Genomic DNA, 23,313 nt, shown 5'->3' with positions numbered 1-23,313 from the left:
CTTGGACACGGGCTATGCGGCTTGGGCCAGGGTAGTTGATGTTGTGTCGAGTGCTGTCTCGTAGGCGATGGGACTGCGTTGTCCGAGGCGGGAGTGGCGGCGTCGGGTGTTGTAGCGGTGCAGCCAGCGGAACGCGTCGAGGCGGGCCTCGCGCTCGCTGGACCAGCGCTTTCGGCCCTGGAGCGTCTCGCGTTTGAACGTCGCGTTGAAGGACTCGGCGAGAGCGTTGTCCGCGCTGGAGCCGATCGCGCTCATGGACTGACGGACGCCGGCCTGGCGGCAGGCGTCGGCGAAGGCCCGGCTGGTGTATTGGGCCCCGTGGTCGGTGTGCATGACCGCCCCGGCGAGGTTGCCGCGGGTTTGTTCGGCGGCGGCCAGGGCGTCGGTGACGAGGTCGGTGCGCATGTGGTCTGCGATCGCCCAGCCGGTCAGGCGGCGTGAGGCGAGGTCGATGACGGTGGCCAGGTAGAGGAACTTCCCGCCGTCCACGGGGAGATAGGTGATGTCGCCGACGTACTTCGTGTTCGGTTTGCGTGCCGTGAAGTTGCGGCCGATCAGGTCCGGGGCCTTCGCCGCGGCCGGGTCCGTGATCGTGGTGCGGTGGCTGCGGCGCAAGTGCACGCCTGCCAAGCCGATGATTCGCATCACGCGCGCGATCCGCTTGTGGTTGACGCGCTCGCCTGCCTCGCGGATTTCGGCGGTGATCCTGGGGACGCCGTAGGTGCCGTCCGACTCGCGGTGCACGGCCCGTATCCGGGCAGCGAGGCGGGCGTCGGCCGCCTTGCGAGCGGCCCGGTCCGCGGCGGTGCGGCGCCAGTAGTAGAAGCTGGAGCGGGCGATGCCGAGGATGGTGCACAGCCGCTTCACGCCGTAGCGGCGGTGGTGGTCGGCGACGAACTGGAAGCGGTTCACCAGCGCGTCTCCCCGGCGAAATACTTCGCCGCCTTCCGCAGGATCTCGCGCTCTTCCTCCAGCTCACGGACCTTCTTGCGCAGAGCGGCGTTCTCCGCCTCCAACGGCATCGGCGGCTCCGCCGACACCTCCGCCCGGCGCCCCCGGGGCCGGCTCGCTCCGGCCGCCCGGACCCAGTTCCGCAGGGTCTCGGGGTTGATCCCCAGATCGGCGGCGACCTGTCTGATCGTCGCCTCGGGCCGCGACTGGTACAGCGCGACCGCGTCCGCCTTGAACTGCGGCGGATAGTTCTTCATGACCACGAGATGTCCGTTCTCAGATCCTCAGGATCCAGTGTCTCGTGTGTCCAGGATCAAGGGTCAAGGCCCGAGTAGAACTCACCCCGGAAGCGCGACAGTTCGGCTACCGGCTCCTGCCGGACATCGCGATGCAGCAGACTCGTCCTCACGGCCTTCATGCAGGACGTGTGTGTTCCTTGGCCGGAGCACATGTTCAGACGAAGGCCACTTCCCCATACGGCAGTTACCGAACCGAGTGATCAAGTACGACGCACCGTTCGACGTCACACGTTAAAGATCAAGTTAGCGGTGGGGCAGTCGGCGTCGGTGCACCAGTTGTTGATTAGGTAGCCTCCACAGTCGGGCTGGGGGCAGTTCTCCACGGGCTCTTCACCGTCGACCTGATGCAGCTCCGGGGTGTCGTCTGCCAGGGTGAGGGCGTCGAGGCCATGACCGACGCGGGTGGTGAACGCGATGGCGAACGTCTCAGTGTTGATCTGCTCGTAGGTGGCGCGGGCTGTCTGCTCGTCGGGGGCTTGGATCACGACAAGAACAGAGGCGGCCGCAGTGAAGGCGAACGTTCGGTCGCCGGGGCGGAGGTTGGTCATGGCAGTGCCCTCGGGCTGAGAGTGGAATGGGCGGGTATCACGCTCCGGTGGGCGGCGGTTAGCCGGGAGGCCTGGGATGCAGGCCGCGCCGGCGGGCCCAGCGACGCGAGGCCGTCAGGGCGAGCAGGCCGGCCAAGACGGTGCCAGTCTTGACGAGCGGCGGCGCGCTCGACGCGGTGGCGGCGGTGGGATATCACGACCGGATTGGCTTTCGCTGGGATGCCGGTGAGCGGGATGTTCGGCGCGGCGTGAGACTGCGGTTAGCCAGGCAATGCGGCGCTACGGTCATGGCGTATGGCCTGCGTTGCCCCGCACCTCAGCAGGCCGGGGAAGTCTCAAGATTCTCCGTTGAACAACAGGAACAACGCCTCGGCAGCTGCCATCCGGCTCAGTTCGCGCGGATCCACGCTCTCGTTCAGCGTGTGGATCCGCGCCTCGGGCTCACCCAGACCAGTCAGCAGTATCTCGGCCTGCGGATACAGCTCGGCCAGGGCCGAGCACAGCGGGATCGATCCGCCAAGCCCCGCCACCCGCATCCGTTCACCGCCATACGCTGTCTCCATGGCCCGTGCCATCGCCGTGTACGAGGGCGTGCTGGTGTCCACGGTGAACGGCTCTCCCTGCCCCACCACCTCCACCGACACCCGCGCGCCCCAGGGCACGTGCGAGCGCAGATGGCTGGTGAGCAGCTCCGCTGCGGTCCGCGCCTGCGCCCCAGGCGGAATCCGCAGGCACACCATGGCACGCGCCCGTGCCTGAACGGCCGGGGTGGCGCCGTTTACCGTAGGGCAGTCGATGCCCATGATGGTGACGGAAGGCTGGGCCCACAGCCGGTCGGCGACCTCGCCCGTACCGACCAGGGACACACCATCGAGGATCTGCGCATCACGCCGGAAGAGCTCTTCATTGTACGAACTTCCCTCCCAGCAACCAAGGTTGCTCAGGCCGTCGACGGCCGTGGCGCCCGCCTGGTCATGGAGCGAGGCCAGCGTGCGGACGAGTGCCGCAAGCGCATCTGGCGCAGCCCCGCCAAACTGGCCCGAGTGCAGGTCTCCGCTCAGGGTGCGCACCTCGATCCGGGCCAGGACCGCGCCACGCAGCGAGGAGACAACCGTCGGCAGTCCGGCCCGCACGTTGCCGGTGTCGGCTATGAGGATCGTGTCAGCGCGAAGCAGTTCGGGATGGTCCCGAGCGTATTGCTCAAGACCGCCGGTGCCCTGCTCCTCCGAACCCTCCACTATCACCTTGACGTTCACCGGTACCCCGACCGTCGCCCGGAGGGCTCGCAGCGCCAGCAGATGCATCAGCACGGCGCCCTTGCAGTCCGCCGTCCCACGCCCGTACCAGCGGCCGTCCGTGCGCTCGGTCATCTCGAACGGCGGGGAATCCCAGCCCGCCTCGTCCAGGGGCGGCTGCACGTCGTAATGCGCGTAAAGCAGCACGGTAGCGGAGCCAGGCGGGCCCGGCAGAAAGCCATAGACCGAACGGGAGCCGTCCGGGGTGTCAAGCAGTGCCACCTCAGCGAAGCCGGCCGCGCGCAACGCATCCGCCACCCAAGCAGCCGCCGCCTCGCAGCCGGCGACGGGAAAGCGCTCTGGGTCCGCCACCGAACGGAACGCGACCAGCTCGGCCAGTGCAGCACGGGCCCAGGGCATCTCATCGGCGACGGCGGCGATGACGGCGGCGGTTGCGGCCGGACGGGCGGCTGCGGCAGAGGGACCGGCTGATTCACGGGGCACCCGTCCAGTAAACGGCACGGCACCTACCGGCACCGGCGAAGTACAAGGCAGTTGTCCGGCGGATGAGAGCGACGGACTTGCCCCACCTCCCACTTGGCGTACAAGGATGGCCAGCATGTCTAAGTCCAAGAACGCATCTCCCTCGCCCCGGCAGATCGCGGACGAATACGTGGATGCCCTGATCAAGCTGGATCCGATCACCGGCACCCACCTCGGCGACCGCGCCAGCCACGCCAGGCTGCCCGATTTCTCCCCCGCGGGGCAGGAAGAGCTAGCGGACCTGGCCCGGTCCACCCTGCGTCGGCTCGCCCCGGCCGGGACCGAGCCTCCGGCCGAGCGGATCTGCGCCCGGCTGCTGCGCGAACGGCTCACTGCCGAACTGGCGATGATCGAGGCTGGCGAGCGACTGCGCTCGGTCTCCAACATCTTCTCGCCCGTCCCGCAGATACGTACGGCCCTCACCGTCACCCCCACCCAGAACCACGAGGACTGGGCGATCCTGGCCCGGCGGCTGCGGGCCATCCCTGAATCCTTAACCAGCTACCGGGCGTCGCTGACCGAAGGGCTGAATCGCAACCTGCCCGGCGGTCCACGTCAAGTCGACGCGCTAATAGGACAGTTGGATGAATCCATCGGCGATAACGGTGGCTGGTTCGTCGACCTCATCACCCCCGGACCTGACGCCCTGCGTACCGAACTGACCGGCTGCGCACGAGCCGCCACCGACGCCCTGGCCCAGCTTCGCGACTGGTTGCGCGACGAGTACGCCCCAGCCGTCGCGGACGCCCCGAACGTCGTCGGCGAGGAGCGCTACATCCGCTCGGCGCGCTACTACAACGGGATCGAACTCGACCTGGCCGAGGCCTACGACTACGGCTGGTCAGAATTCCACCGGCTGCTGTCCGAGATGCACGTCGAAGCGACGAAGATCCTGCCTGATGCCGAGACACCCTGGTCGGTCCTGGAGCACCTGGACACCCACGGCCACGCCATCGACGGTGCCGAGGAGGTGCGCAGTTGGCTGCAGGACCTGATGGACGAGGCGATCCACAAGCTCGGCGGCACCCACTTCGACATGACGGAGCGTATCAAACGTGTCGAGTCCTGCCTTGCCCCGTCCGGCGCCAGCCCGGCACCCTACTACACCCCACCATCGCTGGACTTCACCCGACCCGGCCGCACCTGGCTGCCCACCGCGGGCCGGACCCGCTTCCCGACCTACGAACTAGTCTCGACCTGGTACCACGAGGGCGTCCCGGGACACCATCTCCAACTCGCCCAGTGGGCGCACGTAGCCGGGTCGCTGTCCCGCTTCCAAACCAGCGTGGGGATGGTCAGTGCCAATGCCGAGGGATGGGCACTGTACGCCGAACGCCTCATGGACGAGCTGGGTTTCCTCTCCGATCCCGAACACCGCCTCGGCTATCTCGACGCGCAGATGATGCGGGCGGTACGCGTGGTGATCGACATCGGCATGCACCTGGGGATGGAGATCCCTGTCCACTCGCCGTTCAGCCCCGGCGAGCGCTGGAACCCCGACCTGGCGGAGGAGTTCTTCCGTCGGCATAGCGGCCGACCCGTAGCCTTCGTCCACAACGAGCTGATTCGCTACCAGAGTGCGCCCGGGCAGGCTATCGGCTACAAGCTCGGCGAGCGGGCCTGGCTGCGCGGCCGGGATGCCGCGCGCAAGGACGCTGGCACCGCATTCGACCTCAAGCGGTGGCACATGGCAGCCCTGTCCCAGGGATCCCTCGGCTTAGACGACCTTGAGGCGGAACTGGCCGTGCTGTAGGGATCAGCCCGGCATCGATACACTGCGCCGGCTAGCGGCTGGGCCTCGTGGGCGCGGTGCAGCGGTCGCCGTCCGGCTGGCAGCCTCGAGCCATCGGCCGGCGCGGGTGCTGGGGGGGTGCCCCTATGGGTTTGGTCAAGCTGATGGGGCGGGTTGGGGGTCGTAGAAGGTGCCGTCCCGGAGCATCGCGAAGAGCACGTCGGCTCGTCGTCTCGCGAGGCAGAGGAGGGCTTGGGTGTGGTGCTTGCCCTGGCTGATCTTCTTGTCGTAGTAGGTGCGGGAGGCCGGGTCGGCCAGGGCGGCGAACGCGGAGAGGAAGAAGGCCCGCTTGAGCTGCTTGTTTCCTCGCCGGGATGGTTGCTCGCCGCGGATCGAGGAGCCCGAACTTCGGGTTGCTGGAGCGAGGCCGGCGTAGGCGGCGAGGTGGGCGGCGGAGGGGAACGAACTGCCATCGCCGACGTCGATGAGGATCCGGGCTCCGGTCCTGACGCCGATCCCCGGCATGGACGTCAGGACCTTGGAAAGAGGGTGGTTCTCCAACACTTCCTCAATCCGCGTGGCCAGGAGTTTGCGCTGGTCAAGGACGGCGGTGAGGGAGCCGGCCAGGCTCGGGACGATCAGCGCGGCCGCGTCCGTGCCCGGGACTACGACGGTCTGTTCGTCCAGCGCGGTGAAGATCTCTTCCACCAGCCGCTCGGCCATCCTGGGCGCCTTCGGACGTATCAGCGTGATCAGCCGTCGGCGTCCGGCCTTGCGGATCTGGGCGGGGGACCCGAATCGTTCCAGCAGCATCAGAACGGCCGGGTGCTGGATCCGCGGACCGAGGACTCGTTCCAGATGCGGGTGGATCTGTGTCATCAGGCCGCGAAGCCGGTTGCTGATCCGGGTGGCCTCGCCGGCCAGGTCGTCGTCGAACCCGACGATCATCTCCAGCTCGGCGATGGTCTCGTCCTCGAGATCGACCGAGCGAAGGGTGTGCGGCATGACGCGGGCTGCGTCCGCGATGACGAACGCGTCGCGGGCGTCGGTCTTGGCCTCGCCGGGATAGAGATCGGCGATCCGTCGCATCGTAAGGCCGGGCAGATAGGCGACCGGGCAGCCCATGTCCCGGGCCACCGCCAGTGGCAGAGCCCCGATTGAGGCTGGCTGATCGACTACCACCAGTACGGTTCCGTGTCTGGCCTGCAGCTTGCCGAAGACCTCGCGGAGCCTGGGCTCGCTGTTGGGCAGCCGTTTATCGAATGCCTTCTTCCCCGCAGGCGTGACGGCGGTGGCGTGGTGTTCGCCCTTGCCGACATCCAGGCCGAGGAAGGCACCGATCTCGCTGGTGTCGATCACGTTCGTCCTCCGGTCGTCCCCACCCGGCCGTCCCACGGCATCGATCGCCACATCCACATTACGAAGAGCCTCCCGACCTGCGAAGAAGCCGGTGGTCATGCCCCTAATCAGCGGTCTGTCGATGCCTCCGGAGCCGGTGACACCACCCCCCAAGACATGCGATCGACAGGGGGAGACAGTCATGCCAACTCCGGAGGCCGGGCGCCCCGTTGCGGAGCACCAAAAAGGTAATGGGGAGAGCATGCCGAGTCGGAGCGGCTGCGGACCAAGGGCAGGAACGACGAGCACGATGAGCCGGATTCGGGAAGGGCTTAGCCCAGCGAGACCTGTCGGCACTGCTTTGCCCTGAACGCCGAGTGAACCCGAGCCCCGCACGAACCCGTGGCGGTTCACGGTGTTGTTTCCCCGATCCGTCAGAAGGCCCTTGCCAGTCGGCGCGTGCCTTCGAGGATCTCCTCCGGCGAGTGCGTGACGAACGAGAGCCGCAGTGCGCCGGGGTCCGCGCTCCCCACGAAGAACGGCGCTCCCGGTACGAAGGCCACGTCATGGCGCATCGCCCGGTACAGTACCTCGGTGGCGTCATAACCTGGCGGCAGCGTGGACCAGACGAACATGCCACCCCTCGGCCGGTTCCACCGGGAGCCGTCCGGGAGTGCGTCCGCGAGGCCCTCCAGAAGGGCGTCGCGCCGGGCCCGGTAGGCGGTGCGCAGCAGTGCGATGCGCGCGTCGAGGTCGGCAGTGGTCATGTAGTGCGCGGCAGCGGCCTGGTCAACGGTCGAGCTGTGCACATCGGAGACCTGCTTGACCCTGACGCACGCGGAGCGCACCTCGGCGGGCGCGCGCAGCCAGCCGAGGCGCAGGCCTGGCGCGAAGATCTTCGAGAAGGAACCGAGCAGCGCCGTACGGTCCTCCGCACCCCGGTAGCCCGCGAGCCAAGGGGTCGGCTCACCCTCGTAGAGGAGCTCGCCGTACGGATCATCCTCCACGATCCACAGACCGTACCGGGCCGCGACTCCGGCCACGGCGGCCCGACGGTCGGAGGGCAGGATGCGACCTGTGGGGTTCTGAAAAGTGGGAACCATATAGAGGAGTTTGGGACGCTCGGCCGCAACGACACGGGCGAGTTCGTCCGGATCGATTCCTTCTTCATCGCAGTGGACGGGCACGATTCGGATGCCCGCGAGCCGGAAGGCCTGCAGGGCGGCCAGATAGCACGGGTCCTCGACGACGACGGAGTCGCCCGGCTCCAGCAGAGCCGTCACGAGCAGACTCAGGCCCTGCTGCGCTCCGGTCGTCACGGCCAGGTCGCCAGCAGCCGTCGCAAGGCCCCGGGCGGTGAGGCGGTCGGCGATGCACGCGCGCAGGACCGGGTCGCCCTGGGAAGTGGAGTACTGCAGAGCTCTGCGCGGGCTGTGGGTCAGCACGTGCTGGAAGGCCTCCGCTATACCCTCGGCGTCGAACAGCTCGGGGGCGGGCAACCCGCCGGCGAAGGAGACGACTTCCGGTCGAGCCGTTAGCGCCAGGATCTCGGCGACTGCCGTGCTCCCCTCTGCCGCGGCTCGAGCGGCCAACGGTGGCACTGTGGTGGTCATTCCCGTGAACCCCGGGCATCCGCCTCGGCGTGCCGGGTAAGCCTCACCGGCATCCGTTCGATACCGCCGATCAGGTTGGACCGCACCCGCTTCACCTCACCCGTGAGTTCGGCCAGCTCGGCGCGGCGCAGAAGTTCCTCGAAGAAGATGTTCAGTTCGGTGGAGGCAAGAGCCGCGCCTATGCAGAAGTGCGCACCGTAGGCGTAGGTGAGGTGGCGGGTGGGGTTGCGCTCGATGTCGAAGCGGTCCGGGTCGGCGAAAACCTTCTCGTCCCGATTGGCGGAGGCGAGCCAGAGGGTCACCATCTCGTCCGCACCGATCAGCTGGCCACCAACCTCCACCTCACGGGTGGTGGTGCGCAGCACATGCATGGCGGGAGTGGTGTAGCGCAGAATCTCGCGCACGGCGCTGGGCAGCAGCTCGAGGTCATCGCGCAGCCGGTGCCACTGGTCCGGGTTCTCGATGAAGGCGAGCAGGCCCTGGATGGTCGAATGCCGGGTGGTCTCGTTGCCGCCGGAGACGAGGTTGTTGCAGTTGAGGATGATCTCCTCGTCGGTCAGCGCCCGGCCGTCGATGGTGCCGTGCACCAGGGCGCTGATGATGTCGTCCTGGGGCCGCTCGCGCCGCTCGCGCATCAGCTCGTGGTAGTAGAGGAAGATGTCGGTGTGAGCCGCGGCGATCTGGCCCTTGTCGGCATCCGGAGTGTCGCTGAAGGCGACCTTCGTGCGCTGCAGCATGAAGTCCCAGTCCTCACGTGGGACGCCCAGCATGTCGCAGATGACCGAAACCGGCAGCCGGGCGGCCACATCCGCGAAGTTGACGTCGCCCGCAGCGAGCGCGTTCTCGATGACGTCGATCGCTGTGAGGCGCATGTTGTTCTCGAGCCGACGCACCATCCTTGGGGTAAAGGCGCTGCTGACGATCCGTCGGATCCTACCGTGCTGCGGCGGATCGGTGACCACCATCATCTTGCCCGTCGCCGCTTTGGTGGCGACCGGGTCTGCGTCGAGGCGCATGCCCCGCGCGGAACTGAAGGTGGCCGCGTCGGCGAGGCAGGCGTTGACGTGTTCGTACGTGAGCACCGCCCAGAACGGTCGCTCGCTCGGCCGCTCCACCCGACAGACCGGCGCCTGCTCACGCAGCTGTGCCCAGATTTCGTACTGGTCCCCCGCGTGGTAGAGATTGGGGTCGGACAGGTCGGGGATCACGGGAGGCACCACGGTTCGCGGGCCGGACATTGTTCTTCTCCTCCGTCAGGAACCGGTCGGGGTGCCGAGTTCGGCACGGAGTTCGGCCACGAGCGCGGTCACCAGCGCGCCGAGTTGGTCAGCGAGATAAAAGTGGCCGCCGGGGAAGATCTTGACGACCGTCCGCGCTTCGGTGAGATCGCCCCAACTCGCCAGTTGGTCCGCTGGGACACCCGGGTCGGCATCGCCGCCGAAAACAGCGATCGCCGTGCCCAGCGGCGGGTGTTCTTCGTACACGTACGTCTCGCAGGCGATGAAGTCGTCTCGCAGCACCGGCAGGAGGAGGTCACGAAGGGACGGGTCGTCGAGGATCTCCGACGGGGTGCCCTCCAGCTTCCGGATGTGCTGGAGGAATTCGTCATCGGACAGGCCGTGAACATCGCGTTCCGGGCGCTGCAGTTGCGGTGCCACACAGCCCGACGCGCCGAGCAGCAGGGGCGGTCGGCCGAGTGCGGTCAGCCGCCGCGTCAGCTCGTACCCGAGCAGCGCTCCCATGCTGTGGCCGAAGAAGGCGAACGGCACGGAGCCGGCCCGCTCGCCGAGCGGCTCGACGAGCCGCTCGGCGAGGGTGGCCATGGACCGCTCGGCCGGTTCTGCGAAGCGCGCCTCTCGGCCCGGAAGCTGGGCCGGAATCACCTCTATTCGAGGACCGACAAGTTCCTGCCAGCCCCGAAAGGCGGAAGCTCCCGCCCCAGCGTGATGCAGACAGAAAAGGCGCAGCTCAGGTATCTCCGACGAAACAGCCGGCGGAAACCAGGAACCGGTAGCGGTGGCAGACATTGACTTCTCCAGCGGCTATCAGCGGTTGGCGATGAAGAGACGACCGGTCGGGAATCCGAGCTCCACGGTCTTCACGCTGGAGAATCCGGCACCGAGGAGCTTTGCTTCCCACTTCTGCTCGCTCAGCAGCTTCCGCTTCATGAACTGGCGGTGGTAGTACGTCACAGCCGCGCTGAAGGCACGCTCTCGCTCGTTGCGCAGGTACGGGACCGCGTCAGTGATGGCCATGATGCCGCCCGGGCGCAGCGCGTCCCGGCAGTTGGCGAGGACCTTGTCGGCGATGTGCTCCTCCTCCGGCATCATGTCGTGGAAGACGAAACCGGCGTGGATCACATCGGCGCCCTCGACGGGCGTCGCGTCGTCGGCGATCGACTGGATGGACCGCTTGATGACGGTCAGCCGGTCGCCGACACCCGCCTGTTCCGCGGCTGCGGTGGCGGCATCGCACGACGGGCCGTCCAGGTCGAGGCCGACCCCACTGGCGCCGGGGAAGGCCTGCAGCACCTCGATGAGGAGGCGGCAGGTGCCCGCGCCGAGGTCGGCGACGCGCTGCGGATTCGCCGCGAAGATGGTCTCGAGCGCGGCCGGGTAGAAGGCCTTGGAGCCCATCCACTGTGAGCTCACCGCGACCTGCCGACCGTCTCGGGTGTAGGCGCCGGTCGGCAGCGACTGGTCGGTGAGGTACGCCCGTGCGTTCTCGATGAAGGGACGGTTGGCGTTCATGGTCCAGGAGATGTAGCCCGCCTGGTGTTGCAGTTCCTCGAAGTCGTCCGCGGTGACGAAGGAGTCCTTGTCGAGGGTGGCGTGCCGGATGATCCCGGCCGACTCCAGCGCCTCGAGGTATCCGGCGACACCCTGCTCGGGCAGCTCGGTGGCGGCAGCGAGCTCGGCGGTGGTGAACTCCTTGCCGGGCAGGATCACGTCGAGGACGCCCAGGCGGTCACCCATTTCGAGGAGGGCCGCGGCGGCGGCGAGCCTCGGCGCGGGTCCGCTGGCCGCGATCTCGTCGGCGAGCCGACGCGGGGACTTCTGAGGTGTCATGGTTTCCATCCCTGATCGTTGGTCTGTCTCTCTTGGATTCGCACGTCGGCGCGTTCTCCACGGTGTTGCAAAATGGTGGAGCAACTAAATGTTCCGACCGCCCACTGCGGCGGGGAATTCTCGCCCGGCCCCGTCGAAAGACTTCCATCCTGCCAATTGGACGTCAACGAAACAGAATTCAACTGCCGCCCAACTGCCTGCCTCAGTCGCCGCTCTGCACGGGCTGCATCGGGGAGTTGTCGCAGTTGCCGCCACGTACCTCGACCGGCAGATCCCGGCAGCTTCTCACCGGCGAGGCCAGCAGTATCAGGCCGGCCAGCGGAACGCCGGCGGTGAGGATCCAGATGGCCGCACGGGCCCCGAGCGCGGAGCCGAGGGCACCGCCGAATACAGCGCCGAGCGGCAGTGCACCGTAATTGAGGAAGTACGAGCTCGCGGTGAGCCGGCCGAGCATGTCGGGCGGGCAGTATAACTGCTGGAAACCGGCCTTGATCACGTTCACCGCGACCACGCCCGCCGAGGTGCAGAACCCTCCGACGGCATACAGCAGCAGGCCCGGGCCGGCGAACGTCAGCGGGATGAGCAGGGCCAGCGCGGCCAGGCCGAGCGCGAAGAGCAGAATGGCGCGCGCGGTGCCCATCCGCCGTGAGACAAGGCGGGCGACGATCGCCCCGGCGACACCGCCGGCGTTGGCGACGGCGATCAGGCCGCCAACCACACCTGATGCCAGCCCGACGTCCCTGACCAGGAAGACCACCAGGATTGACTGGTAGCCCATCAGCGCCAGGTTCGAGGCAGCGCCGTACAGGGCGAACGCGCGGAACCAGCGGTCGCGGGCGACAAGTCTCAGGCCCTCGGCCATCTCCTTGAACAACGAACCGGAGGAGCGTGACTCCTTGCCCCGGGCGACCGGGGATTCGCGGTGCCGGATGGCCACCAGGCAGACGAGGCTGACCGCGAAAGTAGCCGCATTGGCGAGCAGACCGTTGATGGCACCCACCGTCTGCACCAGCAGACCGCCGCCGCCCTGCCCGGCGATCTGCGCGGCGGAGGCACTGCCGTGCAGTTTGGCGTTGCCCTCCTGGAGGTCCTCGGGGCCGAGCAGGGACGGCAGATAGACGGTGTACGCGGTCTGGAAGAAGACCGCGGCCACACCGGTGAGCAGGGCGAGCACCAGCAGCCAGGTGAAGTCCAGCAGGTGGAGCGCGTCGGCCACCGGAACGGTGAGGAACAGCAGCAGTGAGCAGGCCGCCGAGACCAGCATGATGGGCCGGCGTGGCAGTCGATCGACCCAGGCGCCCACCGGCAGCCCGATGATCAGCCACGGCAGCCAGGACGCGGCGCTCAGCAGACCGACCGCGAACGTGCCCGCGTCCATGGCGGAGATGGCGGCGAGCGGCATCGCGACTCCTGTGACGGCCGCCCCGAACTTGCCGGAGACTTCACCTCCCCACAACAGGCGGAAGTCACGGTGCCGGCGCAACAGTCCGCCAGGTGTCCCCCGGGTCATGACGCCCTGCCCCTCTTCCACCGGGCTGCCCGTGCGCGCACAACGCGATGATCTGCTCTAAAGGGCGCGGCGTGAAAATCAACCATGTACGACAGGATCGTTCAATCGCCCCCGTCACACCGGCAGTTTGAGGCGGCAGCTGGGCTTGGCGGTGTTCCGCAAGCCGAATCGACTTGTTAGGGTTCCGGACGGCCACTCCGCCTCACCCGCCCGCCGTATGCCCACTGCCGCGTGGCATGACGGGGTGTCCTTCCTCGCGGCAACGCCCTGCCCTGGCTCATCACACCTCCCGTCTTTGCTCGAAGGGATCGACATGACAACAGGGCTCCTCAGCGACGACCGGCTCGCGCCCGCTCCGCCGCCTCGCCATCCGCTCGTCGCGATCGCCGCGGCCCTCGTCGTCCTGCATCGCCGCCAGGGGCACGACCAGGTCTCCCTGTTCTGCACGGTGGCACAGCCGGGTGGTGACGTGGACGCCTTCCGCGGTGTCGTGTCGGTGGACCTGGGCCCGGACCCGACCTTCGACGAGCTGGTGCACCTCACAGCGGAGCAGCTCGCCGGGGCGACCGGCTCCGGCGAAGCGGAGGATGCCATCGGGTTCGTGTACGGCGACGGGCCGGACGCTGGCCCCGCGGTGCGGGCGTCGGCCGACGCACTGGGCCGTATCTCCTTCACCGTCGACGATGGCGTATCGGTGCCGGGGGAGCAACTGGCCGCGGCCCTCGCGTCCGGGACCCTGGACGGCACCCGGCCGGTGTCGGAGCTCTCGCTGCTCGGGCCCGGTGACATGGCCGTGCTGACGGCGCTGAACGGCACGGGTGAGGCGGCGGAACCCGCGCGATGCCTGCATGAACTGGTGTCCGACCGGGCCGCCGAGCGTCCGGACGCCACTGCGGTGGTCTGCGGCAATGTGTCCCTGACCTATCGGGAACTGGTAGACCGTTCCACCGCGCTGGCGTGGGCGCTGCGGGCTGCGGGGGTCACCACGGACTCCGTGGTCGGCGTGCTGCAGCACCGCTCACCGGAACTGATCGTCTCGCTGCTCGCGGTGCTGCGGGCGGGCGGCGCGTACCTGGCGCTCGACCCGGACGACCCGGCGGCCCGGCACGAGCAGCTCCTCGACACGGTCGGGGTCGACGTGATCGTGTCCGCCGAGGAACTGACGGACATGGCGGCAGGCTACGGCCGTGCGCTGGTGACGCCGGGAGCCGCCGCCGACTGCCCCGGCGAGGACGGGGCGCCGGTCGTGGCCCCTGTCAACCTCGCGTATGTGAGTTTCACTTCGGGCTCCACCGGCGAGCCGAAGGGGGTCGGTGTGCCGCACCGGGCGGTCGCCCGGCTGCTGCGCGGTGCCGACTGGGTCGACATCGGCCCCGACGACGTCTTCCTGGAGCTGGCACCGGTCGCCTTCGACGCCTCCACCATCGAGGTGTGGGGTCCGCTCCTCAACGGCGGCCGGGTGGTGATCCACCCGGACCGCACCCTGGAGCTCAGCGAACTCGCCAAGAACGTCGTGGACCACGGCGTGACCGTGCTGCTGCTCACCACGGGCCTGTTCAACCAAATGGTGACCGAGCAGCTGGGCGCCTTCGCGGGCGTTCGCCACGTCCTGACCGGCGGTGACACCGCGTCCCCGGCACACGTGCGGCGCCTGCTCGACGCGTACCCCTCGTTGAAGTTCACCAACGGCTACGGTCCGACCGAGAACACCTCCTACACCACGTGCTGGACCTCCCGGGACCTGCCGGACGACGGGCCCGTCCCGATCGGCAGGCCCATCAGCGGCACCAGGATCGCCATCCTCGACGCGGCGCTCCAACCGGTCCCGGTGGGAGTCGTCGGGGAGCTGTACGCGAGCGGCGACGGGCTCGCCCGCGGTTACGCGGCACGGCCCGGTGCCACTGCGGAGCGGTTCGTCGCCGACCCGCACGCGTCCCGGCCCGGTGCGCGGATGTACCGCACGGGTGACCTGGTGCGGCGGCTGGCCGACGGCGACGTGGAGTTCATTGGCCGGGTCGACCAGCAGGTGAAGGTGCGCGGCTTCCGGGTCGAGCTGGGCCATGTGGAAGCGGCCCTGGAGCGGCGTTCGGGAGTGCGCGAGGCCGTGGTCGTGGCGCAGCGGGACGCGGCCGGCGACAAGCGGCTGCTCGCGTACGCGGTCGTGGAGGACTCGTTCCTCGACGACCTCGAAGGCCTCGGCCGGCAGGTGCTCGCCGAGCTCCGCGCGGAGCTGCCCTCGTACATGGTGCCGTGGGCGCTGCTGTGCCGCCGCGAGCTTCCGCTCAACAAGAACGGCAAGGTGGACCGCAAGGTCCTGCCCGCCGTGCACCGCGCCGTGCGCACCCTGCCCTCCGAGTACGTGGCTCCGGCCACCGACACCGAGCGGCGCCTCGCCGACGTCTGGGGGGACATCCTGGACGTGGAGCCGGTCGGAGTGCACGACAGCTTCTTCGAGCTGGGCGGACACTCCCTGCTCGCGGTGCGGCTCCTCGCGCGGATCAAGCAGGACTGCGGGGTGGAGCTCAACGCGCAGACGCTCTACATGAAGCCGACGGTGGCGGGCCTCGCCGAGGAGATCGGCGGCTAGCGCGCGTCTCGTCGGGCAGGCTCCGCGCGGCACTGTGCCGGCCCCCTCCGGGAGGGGGCCGGCCGGTGTGCTCAGGACCCGGCGATCAGGCCGGACACGGCCTCGTCGAGGTGGCGGGCTGCCATCGTCCAGCGTTCGCGGCGTGCGGCGGATTCCGCGCGCAGGGCGGCTAGTTCGGCGAGCAGGTCCGTGCGGGAGTCCGTGCCGGGGCCCCCTCCGTAGGCGCAGGCCTGTGCGACCGCCGCCGGGTGCAGCCACTCCTCGCCGGCGTCCGCCGGGGCGACCCGGGCGATCTCCGGGACGTCCGTCGCCGCCTTGGCCAGCGAGTCGGAGGTCTCCAGAGCGCTGAGGACGGTGCGGCCCACCAGGTGGTGCGCAGATCTGAAGGGCATGCCGGACGCGACGAGCTGTTCCGCGAGGTACGTCGCCGAGGTGAAGCCGTCCACCGCGCGTGCCGTCATCCGGTCGGCGTCGGGCACCGCTCCCGCCACCACGAGCCGCAGCAGCGTCACGGCGTCGGTGGTGGCACGCAGCCCGGGCCAGACGTGGCGCAGCCCTTCGCCGCCGACCGCGATCGCGTTGGAGTAGGGGGCCGTGACCATCGCGGACGCCGCCGCGGTGAACGCGCCGAGACTCGCGGTGGCCCGCCCCTGGATGTGTTCCAGGAGGAAGGGGTTGCGCTTCTGCGGCATCATCGAGCTCGACCCGACCAGGTCGTCACCGAGACGGATCAGCGCCACCTCCTCGGAGGTCCACGACGAGAAGTCGCGGGCCGCGCGGGCGAGCGCGACGCCGAGGACCGCGGCCGCCGAGAGGAGCCGCAGGCCGAAGTCCCGGGAGGCGACGGCGTCCACCGAGTTGCGGGCGGGCCCGGCGAAGCCGAGAAGCCCGCTCGTGCGCCGCGTGTCGATGGCCACCGAGGTGCCGCCGACCGCTCCCGCGCCGAGCGGGTTGACGTCCAGTTCCTCCCCGGCGGCTAGGAGCCCGGACAGACTGCGCACGACGGCGTGACCGAGGCCGGCGAGGTAGTGGCCGTAGGTGATGGGTACCGCCGGCTGCCCGTGCGTGTAGGCGGGCATCGTCACCGCCCGGTACTCCCGCGCCCGGTCGAGGAGCACCTCGGCGAGTCCCTCGACGGCCTCCAGGAGCGGGGCGTAGTGACCGCGGCCGCGCAACCGGGCCGTGGTGGCGTTGAGGTCGTTGCGTGAGCGCCCCGTGTGCAGGACCCCGCCGGTCTCCTCGCCGAGCTGTTCCACCAGCCAGGACTCGTAGGCGAGGTACACACCTCGCGGCATGAGGCGGTCGCGTACCGGAGCGAAGTCGGCGCGGCGCAGTCCGTCGATGGCCGTCAGGAGCGCCGCGGCCCGGGGCGCGGCGACGATGTCGCGCTCGCTGAGCATCACCAGGTGGGCCCGGTCGACCTCGCTGATCAGACGCAGTTCCTCACCGAGCCCGTCCCGGCCCGGCCCCGGTTCCTCGGGCAGGTACTGGTCGTAGACGATGCGGTGGGCCTCGGCGGCCAGCCCGGTGCGCAGCCGCCCGGTGTCGAGCCCTGGGGTGTTTGGTGCCCCGGGTGGAGTGACGTGCGTGCTCACAGCACCGCCTCCTTCTCCGCCGTACGCGTGTCCAGGACCGCGGCGAGCGCCTGCCTGCCCTTGTCGGCGGCCGGGCCCGCGGCGGTGTGGTCGGTCACCGCGATCACATGGCCGAGGCGGCCTCTGAAGTCCTGGGCCGGGGCCACCTGCTCGCCCGGTACGCGGTAGAGCACCGCGTCCACGACACCCGGCACCGCGCGCGCCGCCGACAGGGCCGCCGCGGTCGCGGTGCCGTCGGCGAGGGCTCCGGGGCGCTCGGCGGTGAGGAACCGGATGGCCGCGCCGCGGGCGGGACCGCCGGCGAGGTCGGCGGGGCGGCCCAGTGCCGCTAGCACCTGTGCGCCGACCAGGTCGATGCCGCGTGCCCGGCGGGCGAGTTCGGGAATCATCCCACCGGCCAGGCGGGGGTTCACCTCGATGACCCGGATGTCGTCGCCGTCCATGCGCAGCTCCACATGGGCGGCACCCCAGCCGAGACCGAGGGCGCGCACGGCCCGCACCGCGCAGTCCTTCAGGCGGGTCTCGTCGGCGGGAGCCAGCGCGGCGGGCAGGTCGTGGCCGAGTTCGACGAAGTCCGGGAGCGGGCCCAGGTACTTGCGCACCACGACCACGGCGGTCTCGCCGAGGACTTCGACGGAGTACTCGGTGCCCCGCGCGTACCGCTCGACGAGGACCCCGGGCGGCACCGCGTCGCCCCGCTCGTTGACGACGGCCGAGGTCAGTTCGGCCGCGTGGGCGGCGGTCTCGGCCGCGTCGGCGCACAGGCGCACCCCGAGGCTGCCGGAGCCCTGCAGCGGTTTGAGGACCACGGGATGCCCGAAGCCCGCGGCGGCCAGGACCGCGCCCTCGACGTCCCGCACCAGGACGAAGTCCGGCACTGGTACGCCGGCCGCCGCGAGCAGCCGGCGCTGCCGGCTCTTGTCCCGGCAGGCGCGCACCGCGTCGGCGTCGGGCCCCGGCAGACTCAGGTGGTGAGCGGTGGTCGCGGCCGTCGCCACGTAGTACTCGGAGCTGGAGGTGACGCCAGCGATCGGGGCCCGCCCGGCCAGTTCGCGTGCCGTGGCGAGCACCGCTGCCTCGCTGGAGGTGTCGGTGACCGCCGTCCGCAGGAGGTCCTCGGCGACGTACGGGTAGCGGGCGGGGTCGGCGGTGACCAGAACCGGTTCGATGCCCAGGTCACGTGCGCGCGCGGCGAACTGCCGTCCGGTGCCGGTGGTGTTGCTCTCGACGAGGAGGAGCAGGGCGGTGGCCGTCATGCCGGGAGCTCCCCGCCGGTGACGCTCTCGTAGCTGCGTCTGGCCCAGATCAGCCGGGACCAGGTGTCGCCCGCCTCGTCCGGGTGCTCGATCAGGCGGGGTCCATCGGTGTTGGGTGACGGGACGATCCCGGTCTCGTCGAGCCAGCTGCTGCTGTAGACGGTCGACTGGTAGCGGTAGCCCTCGTCGGGCAGGACCATCAAGGTGGTGCTGTACGGGTTGCGCTGCGCCCACCAGGAGGCGACCTGGAAGGACGCGCCGCTGGTGGGCCCCATGAAGAGGCCGTTCTCCCGGTACAGCTCGTGGGTGGCGTGGAAGGCCTCGGCCGGGGAGACCCAGTGCACCTCGTCGTACGCGACGTGCTCGACGTTGCCGGGGATGATGCTGCTGCCGAGGCCCCGCAGCACCCTGCGTCCTTCGGCAGGGCCGAAGATGATCGAACCGTGGGTGTCGACGCCGACGAGGTGCAGGCTGGGCTTGCGCAGCCGCAGCGAGGCCGCGAGGCCGCATGTGGAGCCGCCCGAACCGACCGGCCCCACGAGACAGTCCACCTCGCCGAGGGTACGGGTGACCAGGTCGCCGACCATCGCGTACGCCGCCGGGTTGGCGGGGTTGTCGTACTGGCCGGGGACGAAGCTCTCCGGGAACTCCCGTTGCAGTTCGGCGACCCTGGCCAGGCGTGCGCCCTGGATGCCGCCGGGCGCCCCGTGGTCCTCCACGAGCTCGACCCGGGCGCCGAGCAGTTGAAGCCGGTTGCGCAGGTCGTCGTCGATGGCCGAGTCCCCGACGATGGTCAGCGGGTAGCCACGCAGCCGGCACACCATGGCGAGGCCCAGGCCGAAGGTGCCGGAGGAGGTTTCGATCACCGGGGTGCCGGGGGCGAGGACGCCCGCGGCTTCGGCGCGGTCGATGATGTAACGCGCCGGCAGGAGCTTCATCAGGCTGAAGGCGGCGGCGTAGAGGTTGTCGGTGACCCGGATGATCCGGGGCAGTTCCGTGGCCTCGAGTACCGAGCGGTACACCTCCCCCTCCTGCGGGACGGGTATGTGGGGGGCGGGCGGGGGGTGGGCTATCGACTGTGTCTCAGTCATCAGTTGTGAACTTCCATTGCTCTAGGATTCCGATGTCGCCCAGCATCTGCTGGGCACGTTCGGTGTAGGTGTCGACGGCGGGGTCGTCCCGGTCGAAGATGACCCCCGCGATGTCGCCGCTGTGAGCGGTCTGCAGTCCGACCGCGCCGACCTCCTCGACGATGGGGAGGATGCGTTCCAGGGCGGGGATCGGCAGATGACGCTGGTTGATGCGAGTGCTGGCGGTGGCGACCTTGCCCAGCAGCCCGACGTCCTTGGCCAGTACGGCGTCCCGGAGCATCTTCCGCAGCCGGGTGAACTGCTGGATCTCGGCGACCGTGTACCTGGCGGGCGGCAGCGCCAGGGTGTCGGTGCCCCGGCCGCCATCCTCGGGCCGGCAGCCAAAGCCGAGGACCCGCACCGGGGGCAGCGGGTGTTCGAAGTCCTCGATGACCACGCCTTCCCGGTGGGCGAACAGGACGGCGGTCGAGACGAACATCAGTGAGTCCGACGCCGTTTCGGCCTGCACCGCGAGCCGGGCCACGTGCTCGGCGGGCAGCGGCAGCGCGAAGGCGTCCTTGACCGCGCCGATCGCGGCGAGCACATCGCTGGTGGAGGAGCCGAAGCCGCGGCACGGGGGCACGTCCCCGGAGAGTTCCAGATGCCCCCGGACCGGCAGTCGCGCGCCGGTCAGCGTGAGCTCGGCGGCGTGCCGCGCCTTGCTCTTCCAGCTCGGCCACACCGTGAGCCCGGCGTCGTCGCCCGGGCCCGCCGGGGTGAACCTCGCTGCTACGGAGTACATGGCACATGGGAGGGTGACCAGGCCCCGGCTGAGCCCGTCCCCGTGGTGGAAGACGCCCTGCAGGATCTCGCCGTGATGTACGGGGGACGACGCGACGCCCACCCGCCGACTGCTCGGAGTCACCAATTCCCCGGCCCCCTTTCGTCTCTCTTCGGTCCCTGATCGGTCTCTCGTCGATGTCGTCAGGCCTGCGGTCGGCTCAGTCGTGCAGTTGCCCGGCCAGGGTCTTGCCGACGATCCCCAGAGGCTCGGTGCCGGCCATCTCCCAGTGATCGCAGTCGATCTCGTGTACCTCGATCGTCCCGCTCGTGTAGGGGGCCCAGGCGTCCTGCGGGGTGACCGGCCACGGGGTGCGGCCGGCGTCGAAGAAGAGCATCGGCCCGGTGAACCTCCCGGTCAGCTCGTGCTGCTGGCGCAGGGCGAGATTGCGGGAGGTCGCCTCGACGACAGCCGCCGCCTTCGGGCGCTCGAGCATGCCGAGCACCGGTTCCCGGACGCGCAGCACGTCCAGCAGGCGTTCGGTGTCGGGGGGGCCGTCGGCGTCCGGCAGGTCGAGTTCCGCGCCGGCCGTGCCCAGCAGTGCGACGAGCACGTCCCGGCCGGTGACCGGAGACGACCGAAAGCCGTCCGGCAGCGGATACGAGTCGAGGAGGGTGAGCGAGCCGACGGTCTCGCCGGCCGCCTCCAGGCGTACCGCGACCGCGTGTGCGACCAGCCCGCCGAAGGACCAGCCCAGCAGGTGGTAGGGCCCCTCGGGCTGGAGGGTGCGCAGCTCGATGACGTACTGGTCCGCCATCTCCGCCATCGTGCGCGGCGCGTCCTGCGGGGCGGTCAGCTGCCTGGCCTGCAAGCCGATGACCGGGCGGTCCTCGTCGAGGTGGCGCAGGAGACCGGCGTAGCACCAGCTCATCCCGGAGACGGGGTGGACGCAGAACAGGGGGGCCGGGCCGCCCGCTCCCCCGCGCGCGCCGCGCAGCGGCAGCACCGTGTCCAGATCGTTCTCGCCCAGGCCGGTGGCGAGGCCGGAGGCCAGGGCGTGCACCACCGGCTGCCGGAACAGGTCCCGGACGGTCAGTTCGGCGCCCAGGACGTCCCGGACGCGGCTGACCAGGCGGGTGGCGAGCAAGGAGTGGCCGCCCAGGTGGAAGAAGTCGTCGTCGATGCTGACCTGCGGCACGTCGAGGACCTCGGCGAACAGCAAGCACAGCGTCTGCTCCGTGGGGGTGCGGGGCGCCCTTCCGCGCGCGGCGCTGTCGTAGCGCGGCTCGGGCAGTTGCTTCCGGTCGAGCTTGCCGTTGGGCGTCAGCGGCAGGGCTTGGAGGACCACGAAGGCGGACGGCACCATGTACTCGGGCAGCGCTGCGGCCACCGCACGCCGCAGCGCGCCGGAATCCACGGACGCGCCCTCTGCGGGCACCACATACCCGACCAGGCGCTTGTCACCGGGCCGGTCCTCACGCACGACCACCGCCGCCTGCGCGACACCATCGGCGCCGAGGAGCACCGCTTCGATCTCACCGGGCTCGATCCGGAAGCCTCGCACCTTCACCTGCTGGTCGGCACGCCCGAGGTACTCCAGTTCCCCGTTCCGGTTCCAGCGCACGAGGTCGCCGGTCCGGTAGAGGCGGCTGCCGGGCTCTCCGAAGGGGCTCGCGACGAAGCGTTCGGCAGTCAGGTCGGTGCGGCCGACGTAGCCGAGCGCGAGCCCGTCACCGCCGAGGTACAGCTCACCGGGCACCTCGGGCGGAACGAGCGCGAGGTTCGCGTCGAGTACGTAGCCCTGTTTGCCGGCGATGGGCCGCCCGATCGGGACGGGGGCCTTGGCGTCCGTGCCCCGGACGGTGTGGGCGGTGCTGAAGCCCATGCTCTCGGCCGGGCCGTAGCCGTTGACGACGTGCAGGTGGGGATGGGCGGCCATGACCCGCGCGGTGTGCGCGGGCGAGGCCGCCTCGCCCGCGGTCATGGCCTCGCGCAGGTGGCCGAAGACGGCGGGGTACTCGTCGGCCATGTGATTGAAGAGGCTGGCCGACATCTGGAGCGTGGTGATGCCGTGGTGGGCGACCAGTTCGGCGATGTAACGGGGTTCGGTTGTCTCGCCTGGTTGGAGGACGCAGGAACCACCGTGCAGCAGTGCGCCGAAGACCTCGAGGGCGAAGGCGTCCCAGGACATGGGCGAGCACTGCAGGTACGTCTGTCCGGAGCCGAAGCGGAGATAGTCCGGGCCGACGAACGTCGACGACAGGGCGCGGCGGGGGGCGGCGACGCCTTTGGGCACGCCGGTCGACCCGGAGGTGAACATCACGCAGGCGATCGCGTCGGGGTGCGTGGCCACGGCGGGCCGGGTGGCGGGCCGTTCGTGGATCTCGGGAGTCTCCAGGGTCAGGTCGACCACCACCGCGTCCGTGTCGAGGCGCTGCATATGGGTCTGGGTGACGAGCACGGAGGGGTCGACCTGGGTGAGGACCGTGTTGAGCCGGTCCACGGGGAACTGCGGGTCGAGCAGGGTGTACCCGGCTCCCGCTGACAGGACCGCGAGCAGCGTCGCGATAAGGTGCGGGGTGCGTTCCAAGTGGATCGCCACGAGGGAACCAGGGGTGACCCCGCGGGCTGCCAGGTGGTGCGCCAGCTGGTTCGACCAGACGCTCAGCTCCTCGTAGGTGATGGACTGTTCGTCGTGGCGCAGGGCGACGGCGGCCGGGGTGCGGGCGGCCTGAGCGGCGAACCGCTCGACGAGTCCGGGTGGGGGCGTGTCGGGCATCGCACCGCCCCAGGCGAGGAGCAGTGAGCGCTCAGCCGGCGTGAGGATGTCAAGGCCGCCGATGGGGGCGGCCGGGTCGTCGGCGGCGGCTTCGATCAGGCGCACGAGCCGACTGGCGAGGGCGTCGACGGTCTGCGGGTCGTAGAGGTCGGTGGCGTACTCGATAGCGAGGTCGATGCCGTCGGGACGGCCGTCGGCGGTGAACCGCTCGGTGAAGCCGAAGGTTAGGTCGAACTTGGAGGCGGCCGCGTCTACGAACGTCAACACGGTTTGCATGTCCGCCAGTTGCCGCGTTCCTGTGGTTGCCTCGCCCAGGGTGAGCATGATCTGGAAGAAGGGGTGGCGGGCGGCGGACCGCTGGGGATTGAGTTCTTCGACAAGCCGGTCGAAGGGCAGGTCCTGATGGGC

At 69.8% G+C, this 23,313-nt stretch carries 16 protein-coding genes; 2 read left to right on the top strand and 14 right to left on the bottom strand.

The window, feature by feature from the left end; translation table 11 throughout:
• Positions 1-12 precede the first annotated feature (12 nt).
• The 3 genes from ACH4NX_RS30110 to ACH4NX_RS30100 form a co-directional block, all read right to left on the bottom strand.
• Positions 13-1,214 (bottom strand): IS3 family transposase gene (locus ACH4NX_RS30110; RefSeq protein WP_398129426.1). Its coding sequence is split into 2 segments (ribosomal slippage): positions 13-923 and positions 923-1,214, totalling 1,203 coding nucleotides; the frame shifts between segments, so codons are not numbered across the junction.
• 260 nt (positions 1,215-1,474) lie between these two features.
• Positions 1,475-1,798: a hypothetical protein gene (locus ACH4NX_RS30105; RefSeq protein ID WP_398129425.1), complete on the bottom strand. Its 324-nt coding sequence runs from the start codon at positions 1,796-1,798 to the stop codon at positions 1,475-1,477.
• A 335-nt stretch (positions 1,799-2,133) separates the two neighbouring features.
• A complete protein-coding gene (locus tag ACH4NX_RS30100; protein WP_398129424.1) occupies positions 2,134-3,537 on the bottom strand; it encodes a dipeptidase in 1,404 nt (467 codons plus the stop codon).
• A gap of 115 nt (positions 3,538-3,652) precedes the next feature.
• Between ACH4NX_RS30100 and ACH4NX_RS30095 the strand changes: the two genes are divergently transcribed.
• Positions 3,653-5,329 carry a DUF885 domain-containing protein gene (locus ACH4NX_RS30095; RefSeq protein ID WP_398129423.1) on the top strand — a complete coding sequence of 559 codons (1,677 nt, stop codon included), beginning with the start codon at positions 3,653-3,655 and terminating at the stop codon, positions 5,327-5,329.
• A gap of 135 nt (positions 5,330-5,464) precedes the next feature.
• Here the strand turns inward: ACH4NX_RS30095 and ACH4NX_RS30090 are convergent, their stop codons facing one another.
• The 6 genes from ACH4NX_RS30090 to ACH4NX_RS30065 all read right to left on the bottom strand — a co-directional run bounded on the left by ACH4NX_RS30090 (position 5,465) and on the right by ACH4NX_RS30065 (position 12,837).
• Positions 5,465-6,667, bottom strand: coding sequence for an IS110 family transposase (locus tag ACH4NX_RS30090; RefSeq protein ID WP_398129515.1), 1,203 nt, complete (start codon positions 6,665-6,667; stop codon positions 5,465-5,467).
• Positions 6,668-7,080: 413 nt separating this feature from the next.
• Entirely contained in the window at positions 7,081-8,259 is a 1,179-nt protein-coding gene (locus ACH4NX_RS30085) for a PLP-dependent aminotransferase family protein (RefSeq protein WP_398129422.1), read from the bottom strand.
• Positions 8,256-9,467, bottom strand: a complete 1,212-nt coding sequence (locus ACH4NX_RS30080) for a cytochrome P450 (RefSeq protein WP_398129421.1) — start codon at positions 9,465-9,467, stop codon at positions 8,256-8,258. The genes ACH4NX_RS30085 and ACH4NX_RS30080 overlap by 4 nt, the downstream gene beginning before the upstream one ends.
• A gap of 45 nt (positions 9,468-9,512) precedes the next feature.
• Positions 9,513-10,286: a thioesterase II family protein gene (locus ACH4NX_RS30075; protein WP_398129420.1), complete on the bottom strand. Its 774-nt coding sequence runs from the start codon at positions 10,284-10,286 to the stop codon at positions 9,513-9,515.
• Between the two features lie 18 nt (positions 10,287-10,304).
• Positions 10,305-11,327: a methyltransferase gene (locus tag ACH4NX_RS30070; RefSeq protein ID WP_398129419.1), complete on the bottom strand. Its 1,023-nt coding sequence runs from the start codon at positions 11,325-11,327 to the stop codon at positions 10,305-10,307.
• Positions 11,328-11,529: 202 nt separating this feature from the next.
• Entirely contained in the window at positions 11,530-12,837 is a 1,308-nt protein-coding gene (locus ACH4NX_RS30065) for an MFS transporter (RefSeq protein WP_398129418.1), read from the bottom strand.
• Positions 12,838-13,150: 313 nt separating this feature from the next.
• Here ACH4NX_RS30065 and ACH4NX_RS30060 point away from each other — a divergent pair, with 313 nt between their 5' ends.
• Positions 13,151-15,424, top strand: coding sequence for an amino acid adenylation domain-containing protein (locus ACH4NX_RS30060; protein WP_398129417.1), 2,274 nt, complete (start codon positions 13,151-13,153; stop codon positions 15,422-15,424).
• 71 nt (positions 15,425-15,495) lie between these two features.
• Here the strand turns inward: ACH4NX_RS30060 and ACH4NX_RS30055 are convergent, their stop codons facing one another.
• From ACH4NX_RS30055 to ACH4NX_RS30035, 5 genes are all read right to left on the bottom strand, one after another.
• On the bottom strand, positions 15,496-17,019 hold the full coding sequence (locus tag ACH4NX_RS30055) for a lyase family protein (protein WP_398129416.1): 1,524 nt from the start codon (positions 17,017-17,019) through the stop codon (positions 15,496-15,498).
• Entirely contained in the window at positions 17,016-18,275 is a 1,260-nt protein-coding gene (locus ACH4NX_RS30050) for an ATP-grasp domain-containing protein (RefSeq protein WP_398129415.1), read from the bottom strand. Before ACH4NX_RS30050 ends, ACH4NX_RS30055 begins: the two co-directional genes overlap by 4 nt.
• Positions 18,272-19,366, bottom strand: a complete 1,095-nt coding sequence (locus ACH4NX_RS30045) for a PLP-dependent cysteine synthase family protein (protein WP_398129414.1) — start codon at positions 19,364-19,366, stop codon at positions 18,272-18,274. The genes ACH4NX_RS30050 and ACH4NX_RS30045 overlap by 4 nt, the downstream gene beginning before the upstream one ends.
• The gene (locus ACH4NX_RS30040; RefSeq protein ID WP_398153371.1) at positions 19,359-20,147 is read right to left on the bottom strand and encodes a kinase; all 789 of its coding nucleotides are present in this window, start codon (positions 20,145-20,147) and stop codon (positions 19,359-19,361) included. Before ACH4NX_RS30040 ends, ACH4NX_RS30045 begins: the two co-directional genes overlap by 8 nt.
• Before the next feature lie 199 nt (positions 20,148-20,346).
• Positions 20,347-23,313 (bottom strand): amino acid adenylation domain-containing protein (locus ACH4NX_RS30035; RefSeq protein WP_398129412.1); only part of this gene is annotated, 2,967 nt, incomplete at its 5' end.

The organism is Streptomyces sp. NPDC017225 (assembly GCF_044331465.1).
Classification (GTDB): Bacteria; Actinomycetota; Actinomycetes; order Streptomycetales; family Streptomycetaceae; genus Streptomyces.
This window is presented reverse-complemented; position numbering and strand designations above follow the sequence as displayed.